The organism is Brotaphodocola sp. (genome assembly GCF_050873065.1).
Lineage (GTDB): Bacteria > Bacillota > Clostridia > Lachnospirales > Lachnospiraceae > Brotaphodocola.
Genome location: NZ_JBNMIC010000055.1, coordinates 1 through 12,303, shown reverse-complemented (window position 1 = coordinate 12,303; position 12,303 = coordinate 1). Strand labels below are relative to the sequence as shown.

Sequence of the window (12,303 nt, the reverse complement as noted above, 5' to 3'; positions counted from 1 at the left end):
CTTTGGCGGAAACCGCGATGGTGGAAACCGTCAGGGAGGCTGTGGCGGAAACCGCGATGGTGGAAACCGTCAGGGAGGCTTTGGCGGAAACCGTGATGGTGGAAACCGTCAGGGAGGCTTTGGCGGAAACCGTGATGGTGGAAACCGTCAGGGAGGTTTCGGCGGAAACCGCGCAGGACAGGGCAGCCGTCCGGGCCAGAGAGACTCAGCAAAGAGCAGCAGCGGATTTGATACGCTTCAGACCAAGCCGACGAGCAACCGTCAGGCAACAAAGAACAGCCACAAGAACGACCGTTACGATAAGAACCGCATGGTAGAGGACGGACCAAGAAACAAGAACGGCAAGGTATCGAAGCATCCGTTTATCATGCCGCAGAAGCCGGTTGAGGAGAAGGTTGAGGAGACGATCAAGGTCATCACGATCCCGGAGGTTCTGACGATCAAGGAACTGGCAGACAAGATGAAACTTCAGCCATCCGCAATCGTCAAGAAGCTCTTCTTACAGGGTGAGATCGTTACCTTAAACTCCGAGATCAGCTTTGAGAAGGCAGAGGAGATCGCAATGGAGTACGAAGTACTCTGCGAGAAGGAAGAGAAGGTTGATGTGATCGCAGAACTCCTGAAGGAGGACGAGGAAGATGAGAAGGATCTCGTTCCGAGACCGCCGGTAGTCTGTGTAATGGGTCACGTTGACCACGGTAAAACTTCCCTTCTGGATGCAATCCGTAAGACAAACGTAACGGCAAAAGAGGCAGGCGGAATCACCCAGCACATCGGTGCATACACCGTAGAGGTAAAGGGACAGCAGATCACGTTCCTTGATACCCCGGGACATGAGGCATTCACCGCTATGCGTATGAGAGGTGCACAGTCCACCGATATCGCAATCCTCGTTGTAGCAGCAGACGATGGTGTTATGCCGCAGACCGTTGAGGCAATCAACCACGCAAAGGCAGCAGAGGTTGAGATCATCGTTGCAATCAACAAGATCGATAAGCCGAGCGCAAATATCGACCGCGTAAAGCAGGAGCTTGCAGAGTATGAGCTGATCCCGGAGGATTGGGGCGGAAGCACGATCTTCGTTCCGGTATCCGCACACACGAAGGAAGGTATCCCGGAGCTTCTTGAGATGATCCTTCTGGCAGCAGAGGTCAAGGAGTTAAAGGCCAATCCGAACCGTCGTGCAAGAGGTCTCGTCATCGAGGCAGAGCTGGATAAGGGAAGAGGTCCGGTTGCAACCATCCTTGTGCAGAAGGGAACCCTCCGCATCGGTGATAACGTAACCGCAGGTCCGTGCTACGGTAAAGTCCGTGCAATGATGGATGACAAGGGCCGCCGCGTGAAAGAGGCTGGTCCGTCTATGCCGGTTGAGATCCTTGGTCTGAACGATGTTCCGGGTGCAGGCGATGTGCTGATGGCAACCGAGAACGAGAAGGAAGCAAGAGGAATGGCAGAGACCTTCGTTGCAGAGAGCAAGAACAAGCTGCTTGAGGAGACGAAGTCCAAGATGTCCCTCGACGATCTGTTCAGCCAGATCAAGGCAGGTAACGTCAAGGAACTGCCGATCATCGTCAAGGCAGATGTACAGGGTTCTGTGGAGGCAGTAAAGCAGAGTCTTGTGAAGCTGTCCAACGAGGAGGTTGTCGTAAAGGTAATCCACGGCGGTGTTGGTGCAATCAACGAGTCCGATGTCAACCTTGCAGCAGCTTCGAGCGCAATCATCATCGGCTTCAACGTTCGCCCGGATGCGACTGCAAAGTCCATCGCAGAGCGTGAGAAGGTTGATGTACGTCTCTACAAGGTTATCTATCAGGCAATCGAGGATGTAGAGGCAGCGATGAAGGGTATGCTTGATCCGGTATTCGAGGAGAAGGTAATCGGCCACGCAGTTGTCCGCCAGACCTTCAAGGCTTCCGGTGTCGGCACGATCGCCGGTTCCTATGTAACCGACGGAAAGTTCCAGAGAGGATGCTCCTGCCGTATCACGAGAGAGGGAGAGCAGCTCTTCGACGGTGCTTTAGCTTCCCTGAAGCGTTTCAAGGACGATGTGAAGGAAGTTGCAGCAGGCTACGAGTGTGGTCTGGTATTTGAGAAGTTCAACGATCTGAAAGAGGACGATCAGGTCGAGGCATATATTATGGTTGAGGTACCGCGCTAGGGTTAAGACGACGCGTGCAGCCGGGGGACAGAGACCGCGCAGACGAGAAATCTGTGACGGTCTCGTTCCAGTGACGGTACTCACAGCCTGAAAGGAAAGAAAAGTATGCGTAAAAACAGCATTAAAAACACAAGAATCAATGCAGAGGTTCAGAAGGAGCTCAGTGAGATCATCCGCTCTGAGATCAAAGATCCGCGTGTAAACGGAGCGATGACGAGCGTGGTTTCCGTGGAGGTAACCCCGGATCTGAAGTACTGCAAGGCATATATCAGTGTTCTCGCCGATGATGAGCGCGCAGCGGCAGTGCTTGCGGGACTTAAGAGCGCAGAGGGATATATCCGCCGGGAGCTTGCACGCAGAGTCAACCTGCGCAACACCCCGGAGATCACGTTCAAACTGGACCAGTCGATTGAGTATGGCGTGAACATGTCCAGACTGATCGATGAAGTGACGAAAGATTTAAAGGACTGATTGATTTATGATTATAAAAGACAAAGGGGGATCACAGATGAGCAGACTTTTGGAAATGATTGAGGCGGCTGACACGATCGCAGTTCTCGGGCATATACATCCGGATGGTGATTGCGTGGGATCCTGCCTTGCCGTTTATAACTATGTGAGGGAGCAGTATCCGGAGAAGACCATTCAGGTCTATCTGGAGAAGCCTCCTGTAAAATTTAATTATCTGAAAGGTTTTGACGAGATTAGCCAGGATGCGCACACTGGAAAGACGTATGATCTGTGCGTCTGCCTCGACAGTGCTGCACTTGACCGTCTCGGAGAGTTCGTGGCATACCTCGATCGTGCGTCGGCGAGCATCTGTCTGGATCACCATGTGACGAACAAGGGCTATGCGCAGGAGAATTTTGTGTTTGAGGCAAGCTCCGCAAGCGAGGTTGTCTATGGGTTCTTAGATCCGGAGAAGATCAGTAAGGCGGTTGCAGAGTGTATTTACACGGGAATTCTGCACGACACGAATGTCTTCAAGAACAGCAACACGACGGAGCACACGATGGAAGTCGCAGGAAAGATGATGAGCAAGGGAATCAACTTTGCAAAGATCATCGATGAGAGCTTCTACCGCAAGACTTACGTTCAGAATCAGATTCTCGGAAGAGCGCTTCTTGAGAGCGTGGTCTTCCTTCATGGAGCCTGCATTTTCAGTGTTGTGCGCCGGAAAGATATGGAGTTTTACGGTGTGGAATCCACAGATCTTGATGGAATCGTGGACCAGCTGAGAATTACGGAGGGCGTGGAGGTAGCAATTTTCCTCTATGAGATCGAGAACCATGTGTTCAAGGTGAGCATGCGCTCAAACAATTACATCGACGTGAGCAAGGTCGCAGGTTACTTTGGCGGCGGCGGTCACGTTCGTGCATCCGGATGCACGATGAACGGAAGCGTTCACGATGTGATCAACAACCTTTCCGGACAGATTGAAGCACAGATGAAGGAACACAAATCATGATGGATGGCATCATAAATGTATACAAAGAAAAGGGATATACCTCTCATGATGTGGTGGCAAAGCTGAGAGGAATCCTCAGAATGAAAAAGATCGGTCATACCGGGACGCTCGATCCGGATGCGGAGGGAGTGCTTCCGGTATGTCTGGGAAAAGCGACGAAACTGTGCGATCTTCTGACGGACAAGACGAAGACGTATCAGGCTGTGATGCTTCTCGGGCAGGAGACGGACACGCAGGACACGACGGGAACGGTTCTTGCCAGATATCCGGTTGATGTGACGGAAGATGAGGTCCGCGGGGCGGTGGAGAGCTTTCTTGGACCGTATATGCAGGTTCCGCCGATGTATTCTGCCTTAAAGGTCAACGGCAAGAAACTCTATGAGCTTGCCCGCGCCGGAAAAGAGGTTGAGCGGGAGGCGCGTCCGGTTGAGATCCTTGAGATTCATGTCGATGCGGTTGAGCTTCCGCGTGTGACGATGACGGTATCCTGCTCCAAGGGAACTTATATCCGCACACTCTGCTACGACATCGGCAGAAAACTCGGCTGTGGCGGCTGTATGGAACATCTTCTGCGCACGCGCGTGGATGTGTTTGAACTTGCGGACAGCTTAAAACTTTCACAGATCGAACAGCTTCGCGACCGAGGGGAGGTGGAACGCCACGTCACACCGGTTGACGGAGTATTTGCGGCTCTTCCTGCGTATATGGCAGTGCCCGGAGAGGGCGACAAGCTGGTTCACAACGGAAATCCGGTTTCCGGGGAACTTGTTGTGCGCCGCGGGGGGACGCCGGCAGAGGAAGCTTGCATGAAAGATGCGGGACAGGTTTTACAGGCTCACAGTTTTGAGCAGGGAGAACTTGGAAAGATGCTGTTTAATCCGCAGAAAAATATCCGCGTTTATGACAGCGAGGGAAGGTTTATCGGAGTTTACGGGTATGAAGAGAGCAAGAGGCGTTATAAGCCTCTGAAAGTATTTCTGGGAGGTTAAGCAAGATGCAGGTTATCACCGGAACGAGAGAGTTTCAGATCAGCGAGCCGACGGTTGTGACGATCGGCAAATTTGACGGACGCCATAAAGGACATCAGAAACTTCTGCGAAAGATGCAGGAACTCAAGGAAAGATTAGGGCTTCGCATTGCAGTGTTTACGTTTGATATGGCGCCGATGGGAGTTGTGACGGGCCATCCGGTGACGGTGATTACGACGAACGAGGAGCGTCGTCGGAAATTGGAGCGCATGGGTGTCGATTACCTTGTGGAATACCCGTTTAACCGGGAGATCGCCCACATGGATCCGGAATCTTTTGTGAAAAAGATTCTTCTTATGCAGATGAATGCGAAGGCGATTGTTGCGGGACCGGACTGCAGCTTCGGTTACATGGGAGCCGGAAATGTGGAACTGCTCCGTATGCTCTCAGATCAGTATGGATTTGAGGCAGTGATCATTGAGAAAGAGCAGGACGAGCACCGCGACATCAGCAGCACCTATGTGCGCGAGGAACTTGCGATCGGCAACATCGAGAAGGCAAATGAACTTCTCGGGGAGCCCTACACGATCGGCGGAACGGTTGTGCACGGCAATCATCTCGGTGGTCCTGTCCTCGGCTTTCCGACAGTCAACCTGCTTCCTCCGCCGGAGAAACATCTTCCTCCGTTTGGTGTCTATGTGACCCGGGTTCTGATTGATGAGGACGGGGCAGCTGCTGCGGGAGAGATGACCGGGGAAAACCACCAGAACGTTTTCGGCGGAATCAGCAACATCGGCAGAAAGCCGACGATCAGCGGAGACAATCCGGTGAGTGTGGAGACTTATATCATGGGATTTGACGGTAATCTGTATGGAAAGCAGATCGAGGTCCAGTTCCTGAATTTTGAGCGCCCGGAGACAAAGTTCGAGTCGCTTGAGGCACTCAAGGAGCAGATCGGAAGAGACCGGGAGTACGGGGAGAAGTATTTCCGGGAACATCCGGAATTGCTGAAGAATGTGTAAGCCAGAAATGTAAAAAAGGAGTCCGACATGGATACATGCCGGGCTCCTTTTGAATAGGAGAACTGGATCTCAGTCTTTAAATCCCAAATTTTAAGTCCTAGATCTGCGGCTCTGCGTACTGCAGATTTTCCCGCTTTTTCCAGCTGATAAAACCGTACATATCATTCAGAAAGAAGATAGCAAAATTGATGATGACCGGGATGTAGATCGGATTGTGCACGGCCGCGAGACTCCAGAGAACGATCAGCACGAGATCGTTTGCCGCATATCCCAGCGCGTAATACGAGGATCGCATCATTGTGAGGGAAGCCGCAAGGAAACTGGTGGTGACGGAGATGGTGCTGAAAACCATATTCGGCGTCTTGAGTGCTCTCAGAATCAGATAGAAGATTCCGGTCACGACAATACTCAGAACAAAGAGAATCAGAACCTGGGACTTTTTCAGTCTCTGGATCTCAACACCGCTCTGTTCCTCGCCGGAGGGATTCTTTAACCACACAATCGTGGAGCAGGCTGCCATCGGAAGTGTCATTCCGAGGTAGGTCATCATTTCGCCCCAGTAGCGGAAGCGGAAGGAGATGACACCGTACAGGATGCTGAACACGATCATCAGGATTTGCGCCCAGACATTGCCTTTTGCGGCAAAGATCAGGGAAGTGATGCCGACCCACGTCGCAGCGAGTGTCAGGATGTCGATGCTGCCGGCAACAACGTTGGAAAGTGTCACAATAAAAAGGGAAATTCCCCACAGACACCATTCTTTCTGTGATAATTCTTTCAATGGATTGCTCAAAATAAAATCCTCCTCAATTTTCAATAATTTTAACTTTTTATGTGAATTTCAATTTGAGGGGGATTTCCGGATCTAAAATCGGGATGCTTCTCTTATTTAAAATCATAATGATCGATGATTACTCCCTTGAATTACGAAAACGAAGTCAATTCGATAAGATTATATTTGCTTTCTGCAAAATAGTCAACTGGTATTGCCTGTTGTGTGAGTTTCACCGATAAAGGGAAAATGAAGGGGAAGGGCATTTTTAGTCTGCCGGACATATAATGGGGTACGGAGAGTCAGGGCAGAAGCCAGATCCCGGACAGGGATAGATTGAATCTGTCTGTCTCAGATGGTATAATAAGTGAGTATCTATGACTGTTTATGACTGTAAAGTGTTGAATAGTTCAGAATTGTGGACACTTTGAATCTTTTCCGGAAAGGCGGAGAAAAAATGGAAAAAAAGAATATTTATCTGGATCATGCGGCGACGACGAGAACAAGACCGGAAGTCGTGGAAGCAATGCTGCCGTATTTTACAGAATTATATGGAAATCCTTCCTCTGTATATGATTTTTCAGCGCCGTGCAAGCAGGCGGTTGCAAAGGCGAGGGAGACGATTGCGAAGACGATCGGGGCAAAGCCGTCCGAGATCTATTTCACAGCCGGGGGAAGCGAGTCGGACAACTGGGCGCTTGAAGCGACTGCCGATGCGCTGAAGGACAAGGGCCGTCATATCATCACGAGCAAGATCGAGCATCATGCGATTCTTCACACCTGCAAGTATCTCGAGGAGCACGGATTTGAGGTGACGTATCTCAATGTCGACGAAAATGGAGTCGTGAAGCTTGAAGAGCTTGAGAAGGCGATCCGGCCGGATACAATCCTGATCTCTGTGATGTATGCGAACAATGAGATCGGCACGATTCAGCCGATTGCAAAGATCGGGGAGATTGCAAAGGCACACGGAATCTGGTTCCACACAGATGCGGTTCAGGCGTATGGCCATGTGCCGATCGATGTCAACGAGAGCGGGATTGACATGATGAGTGCGAGCGGACATAAGTTTGGCGGCCCGAAAGGAATTGGTTTCCTCTATATCCGCAGCAATGTCAGGATCCGTGCGTTCATCCACGGAGGAGCGCAGGAGCGCGGAAGACGTGCGGGGACGGAGAACGTTCCGGGAATCGTCGGCATGGGAAAGGCCGCAGAGATTGCGGCGCAGACGATGCAGGAGCGCGCAGAGCGGGAGGTAGAGCTTCGCGAATACCTGATGAAGAAAGTGATGGAGACGATTCCGTATACCCGGATCAACGGTCATCGGACGCTTCGTCTTCCGAACAATGTGAACTTTGCGTTCCAGTTTATCGAGGGAGAATCGCTGCTGATCGTTCTTGACAGCAAGGGAATCTGCGCTTCAAGCGGTTCGGCGTGCAGCTCCGGTTCCCTTGAGCCGTCCCATGTGCTGATGGCGACGGGGCTCCCGAAAGAGATTGCCCACGGCTCTCTCCGCCTGACTCTTGGAGAGGAGAATACCGAGGAGGAGCTTGACTATGTGGTTGCATGCATGGATGAGACGGTGAAGCGTCTTCGCAAAATGTCTCCGAAATATGAGGTATTCCTGCGCGAGAACGGGGAGGCAGACAGGTAGCCTTTTGCAGATTTTTCCAGTGTGTAAGAAATTGTAAAAAAATTGTATGAGATAAAAAAAGACAGAAACGCGAAAAACGTGTACAATAGAAATAAAGCAGTGCAGACAGGAACAGAAGAAAGAAAGGAAATTACGATTGGCAAAGAAAGTAGTAGTGGGAATGTCGGGCGGAGTGGATTCCTCCGTCGCGGCATGGCTTTTAAAGCAGCAGGGATATGACGTGGTGGGAGTGACCATGCAGATTTGGCAGGATGAGGACAGCGGTGTCGTTCAGGAAAATGGCGGATGCTGTGGACTCTCTGCTGTGGAAGATGCGAGACGGGTGGCATGGGAGATCGGGATTCCGTACTATGTGATGAATTTCCGCGAGGAATTCAAAGAGCACGTCATGGATTATTTTATCGCAGAGTATCTGCGCGGCCACACTCCGAATCCGTGTATTGCGTGCAACCGGTATGTGAAATGGGAGTCCCTTCTTCACCGCAGTCTGGCAATTGGGGCGGATTACATCGCGACCGGCCATTATGCGAGGGTGGAAAAACTTGCAAATGGCAGATATGCGCTCAAGAAGTCCGCGACGGCGGCGAAGGATCAGACGTATGCGCTCTACAACCTCACGCAGGATCAGCTCGCAAGAACGCTGATGCCGGTTGGAGATTACACGAAAGATGAGATCCGGCGCATCGCAGATGAGGCGGGACTTCCGGTTGCACATAAGGCGGACAGCCAGGAGATCTGCTTTATTCCGGATCACGATTACGCAAAATTCATCGAGGAGAATGCGACGGAAAACGTGCCGGGACCGGGAAATTTTGTGGATAAGAACGGAATTGTGCTCGGACGCCATGAGGGCATCACGCACTATACCGTCGGCCAGAGAAAGGGACTCAATCTCGCGCTAGGACGACCGGTGTTCGTGACGGAGATCCGCCCGGAGACGAATGAGGTGGTGATCGGGGACGGAACGGATGTCTTTACCGATCATCTCGTCTGCGACCGGATCAACTGGATGAGCGTCGATGGTCTTCACGGGGAAGAGCGGGAGATCGTTGCGAAGATTCGTTACAGCCACAAGGGAGCGCCGTGCGTGATCCGTCAGATTGATGAGGATCGTGTGGAGTGCCGTTTCCTTGAGCCGGTGCGCGCAGTGACGCCGGGACAGGCAGTTGTATTTTACGATGGAGATTATGTGATGGGGGGAGGTACCATTTTATGAGAAAAAGAGTGATTTGTACCGCAGCGGTGCTTGCGACGGCGATGCTTGCGGGCGGATGTCAGAAGAAAGAGAGTGCGGCGCCGGTTTCATCTCCGGTTGCGGCGGAGCAGTCTCTGGCGCAGGATGCGGCATCGGCTTTTGCTTCGGAGGAGAATTCCACCCTTCTGCAGACGGTGTCGACACAGACGCAGAAGAGTGCGCATGAGACGGATAAGTCGATGATGCCGATGGAGACGAGAAATGAGACCGTTTATGTCAACACGGATCAGGTCAATGTGCGCAGAGCTCCGGGAACGGATGCAAAGGTTGCAGGTAGAGTCAACCGTGGCGAACAGCTCACGAGAACCGGGTACAGCGAGGGCTGGAGCCAGGTGATGTACAACAATGAGGTTTGTTACATTTCTTCTACTTGCTTAAGCACCGAGAAGGTGGAGGCAGCAAAGACGGCCGCAGCGGCGTCGACAAGTACTTCATCTTCACAGACTGTCGCAGATAATGCGGTGCTGATCTCCCTGAATCCGCAGTGGACCTATGCAGGATTTGCAAAGATTGCATCGGGCTCCGCGCTTTTATATCAGTCGACCTCCGTCTCGAGAAATGGAAAAGTGGTCTGCGTGAATGCGGGACACGGAACAAAGGGTGGATCCTCTGTCAAGACACAGTGCCATCCGGACGGAACACCGAAGGTGACCGGAGGAACGACGGGAGCGGGTGCGACCTCGGCAGTCGCAGTTTCCGGCGGAACCACGTTTCAGGATGGAACGCCGGAGGCGAAGGTGACGCTTCAGGCAGCCCAGAAACTCAGAGACAAGCTGCTCGAGAGAGGATATGATGTGCTGATGATCCGTGACGGGGATGATGTCCAGCTTGACAACATTGCGCGCACGGTGATCGCAAACAATATGGCGGACTGTCATATCGCGCTCCACTGGGATTCCACAAAGAATGACAAGGGTGCATTCTATATGAGTGTCCCGGATGTGGCATCCTACCGCGCGATGGAGCCGGTGGCTTCTAACTGGCAGAGGCACCATGCACTCGGTGACAGCCTGATTTCCGGTCTGAGAGGCGCCGGAGTCAAGATTTTCTCAAGCGGAACGATGGCGATGGATCTGACGCAGACCTCGTACTCCATGATTCCGTCCGTGGATATTGAGCTTGGAGATACCGCATCGGATCACTCCGCATCCACGCTGAACACGCTGGCGGAGGGACTTGCATCGGGAGTTGACCAGTTCTTTGCGAGATAAATAAAACTCAGGGCAAAGACGCAGGGATTCTGGTGGAAATTGGATCGCAAGACGGCTGTCTGGTGTTTCGGGGCAAGAGGTTGTAAAAGAAAAATAATTAAGAGAAATCTAAATTCTATTAATTTTACTTATGATTCTGCGTGTGATATGATGGTGTCAGTAAGAGATACAGAAACTTATGAAAATCATTGAAAATGACAAAGGTTAAAATATAAGGAGGGTATTCACATGATTCCAACAATCACAAAAATGGAAGTTTTCCCGGTAGCAGGTCATGACTGTATGGAGCTGAACTTAAGCGGTGCACATGCTCCGTACTTCACCCGCAACATCGTCATCCTGACCGACAGCGAGGGCAACGAGGGTATCGGCGAGGTTCCGGGCGGTGAGAAGATCACCGACGCTCTGGAGAAGATCAAAGATCTCGTGATCGGAACCAGCATTGCAGATTATAAGCAGACCCTGAACAAGATCCGTGCATGGCTGTCTTCTAACGTAAAGGATGACAAGCGCGGTCTTCAGACCTTCGACCTGCGTGTCGGCGTACATGTAGTGACCGCAGTCGAGGCTCCGCTTCTCGACCTTCTCGGCAAGTTCTTAAATGTTCCGGCTGCTGCTCTGATGGGCGATGGCATCCAGCGCGACAAGGTACGTTTCCTGTCCTACCTCTTCTATGTCGGCGATCGCAAGAAGACCGATCTGGAGTATGAGGAGGAGCCGGATGCAGAGTGCGACTGGTACCGTCTGCGCCACGAGGAGGCAATGACTCCGGAGGCAATCGTTGCTCTTGCAAAGGCAACCCATGAGAAGTACGGTTTTGAGGACTTCAAGCTGAAGGGCGGCGTTCTCGCTCCGCAGGAGGAAGTAAAGGCTGTAACCGCAATCAAGGAAGCATTCCCGAATGCCCGTGTAGACCTTGACCCGAACGGCTGCTGGAGCTTAAAAGAGGCTCTGGAAGTTGCTCCGGACTTAAAGAAAGTTCTGGCTTACTGTGAGGATCCGTGCGGTGCTGAGGATGGTTTCTCCGGCCGTGAGGTGATGGCAGAGTTCAGAAAGGCAACGATGATGCCGACTGCAACCAACATGATCAACACCGACTGGCGTCAGATGTGCCATGCAATCACTCTGCAGAGTGTAGATATTCCGTTAGCAGATCCGCATTTCTGGACGATGGAAGGTTCTGTCCGCGTAGGTCAGCTGTGCAACGACTTCGGTCTGATGTGGGGCTGCCATTCCAACAACCACTTCGACATCTCTCTGGCTATGGTTGTACAGTGTGCGGCAGCAATCCCGGGCAAGATGAACGGTATTGATACCCACTGGATCTGGCAGGAGGGCCGTGAGCGCCTGACGAAGGAGCCGCTGCAGATCGCTGACGGATGCATCGACCTGCCGAAGAAGCCGGGTCTTGGTGTTGAGGTTGACCGTGACCAGATCATGAAGGCTCATCAGCTGTACATGGACAAGTGCTACGGCAAGGGCGCTCGTAACGATGCAATCGGCATGCAGTATCTGATCCCGGGCTGGAAGTTCGACAACAAGAAGCCGTGCATGGTTCGATAAGATAGATTTAGATATTTGTTGAATCGCTGTAAACTCAAAAATCCTATATAGATGACAGATAAAGAGGGGGGAGCTTTCGGGCTCCTCCTTTTGGCTCTATGTCAATAGTTGGGGTGGGATTCTTTGAAATCCCGCCCGATTGTTGACTTTGGAGCCATTTTAATAATGAGCTCTAAACGTTCTGTTTTTGGGCATGCCAAATAAACCTCTCATTTACCGACCATTTTAACTT

The 12,303-nt window shown here is 51.8% G+C and carries 10 protein-coding genes; 9 read left to right on the top strand and 1 reads right to left on the bottom strand.

From position 1 onward, the window contains the following. The 5 genes from infB to ribF form a co-directional block, all read left to right on the top strand. Nucleotides 1-2,158: translation initiation factor IF-2 (infB, locus tag ACR0QE_RS11440; RefSeq protein WP_432628478.1), on the top strand; the 2,158-nt coding region annotated here is incomplete at its 5' end. A 105-nt stretch (nt 2,159-2,263) separates the two neighbouring features. Further along, nucleotides 2,264-2,629 carry a 30S ribosome-binding factor RbfA gene (rbfA, locus tag ACR0QE_RS11435; RefSeq protein WP_432628477.1) on the top strand — a complete coding sequence of 122 codons (366 nt, stop codon included), beginning with the start codon at nt 2,264-2,266 and terminating at the stop codon, nt 2,627-2,629. A gap of 37 nt (nt 2,630-2,666) precedes the next feature. Next, the gene (locus ACR0QE_RS11430; protein WP_432628476.1) at nt 2,667-3,626 is read left to right on the top strand and encodes a DHH family phosphoesterase; all 960 of its coding nucleotides are present in this window, start codon (nt 2,667-2,669) and stop codon (nt 3,624-3,626) included. Then, on the top strand, nt 3,623-4,615 hold the full coding sequence (gene truB / locus ACR0QE_RS11425; protein ID WP_432628475.1) for a tRNA pseudouridine(55) synthase TruB: 993 nt from the start codon (nt 3,623-3,625) through the stop codon (nt 4,613-4,615). The genes ACR0QE_RS11430 and truB overlap by 4 nt, the downstream gene beginning before the upstream one ends. 5 nt (nt 4,616-4,620) lie before the next feature. Further along, nucleotides 4,621-5,616 carry a riboflavin biosynthesis protein RibF gene (gene ribF, locus ACR0QE_RS11420; RefSeq protein ID WP_432628474.1) on the top strand — a complete coding sequence of 332 codons (996 nt, stop codon included), beginning with the start codon at nt 4,621-4,623 and terminating at the stop codon, nt 5,614-5,616. A 97-nt stretch (nt 5,617-5,713) separates the two neighbouring features. On the opposite strand, the gene pnuC is transcribed toward ribF, so the two are convergent. Continuing rightward, nucleotides 5,714-6,409: a nicotinamide riboside transporter PnuC gene (gene pnuC, locus ACR0QE_RS11415; RefSeq protein WP_432628473.1), complete on the bottom strand. Its 696-nt coding sequence runs from the start codon at nt 6,407-6,409 to the stop codon at nt 5,714-5,716. 436 nt (nt 6,410-6,845) lie between these two features. On the opposite strand from pnuC, the gene nifS reads away from it, so the two are divergent. The 4 genes from nifS (at nt 6,846) to ACR0QE_RS11395 (ending at nt 12,071) form a co-directional block, all read left to right on the top strand. Then, nucleotides 6,846-8,042, top strand: a complete 1,197-nt coding sequence (gene nifS / locus ACR0QE_RS11410) for a cysteine desulfurase NifS (RefSeq protein ID WP_432628472.1) — start codon at nt 6,846-6,848, stop codon at nt 8,040-8,042. Nucleotides 8,043-8,178: 136 nt separating this feature from the next. Beyond that, nucleotides 8,179-9,258 (top strand): tRNA 2-thiouridine(34) synthase MnmA, encoded by a 1,080-nt coding sequence (mnmA, locus tag ACR0QE_RS11405; protein WP_432628471.1) that lies wholly within the window; start codon nt 8,179-8,181, stop codon nt 9,256-9,258. After that, entirely contained in the window at nt 9,255-10,508 is a 1,254-nt protein-coding gene (locus ACR0QE_RS11400; RefSeq protein ID WP_432628470.1) for an N-acetylmuramoyl-L-alanine amidase, read from the top strand. The genes mnmA and ACR0QE_RS11400 overlap by 4 nt, the downstream gene beginning before the upstream one ends. A gap of 228 nt (nt 10,509-10,736) precedes the next feature. Continuing rightward, entirely contained in the window at nt 10,737-12,071 is a 1,335-nt protein-coding gene (locus tag ACR0QE_RS11395) for an enolase C-terminal domain-like protein (RefSeq protein WP_432628469.1), read from the top strand. Nucleotides 12,072-12,303 lie beyond the last annotated feature (232 nt).

What these genes read in the sequence shown, in the direction of transcription:
- ACR0QE_RS11395 (WP_432628469.1), top strand. Translation starts at nt 10,737, where the DNA reads ATGATTCCAACAATCACAAAAATGGAAGTTTTCCCGGTAGCAGGTCAT.
- rbfA (WP_432628477.1), top strand. Translation starts at nt 2,264, where the DNA reads ATGCGTAAAAACAGCATTAAAAACACAAGAATCAATGCAGAGGTTCAG.
- ACR0QE_RS11400 (WP_432628470.1), top strand. Translation starts at nt 9,255, where the DNA reads ATGAGAAAAAGAGTGATTTGTACCGCAGCGGTGCTTGCGACGGCGATG.
- ACR0QE_RS11430 (WP_432628476.1), top strand. Translation starts at nt 2,667, where the DNA reads ATGAGCAGACTTTTGGAAATGATTGAGGCGGCTGACACGATCGCAGTT.
- nifS (WP_432628472.1), top strand. Translation starts at nt 6,846, where the DNA reads ATGGAAAAAAAGAATATTTATCTGGATCATGCGGCGACGACGAGAACA.
- truB (WP_432628475.1), top strand. Translation starts at nt 3,623, where the DNA reads ATGATGGATGGCATCATAAATGTATACAAAGAAAAGGGATATACCTCT.
- ribF (WP_432628474.1), top strand. Translation starts at nt 4,621, where the DNA reads ATGCAGGTTATCACCGGAACGAGAGAGTTTCAGATCAGCGAGCCGACG.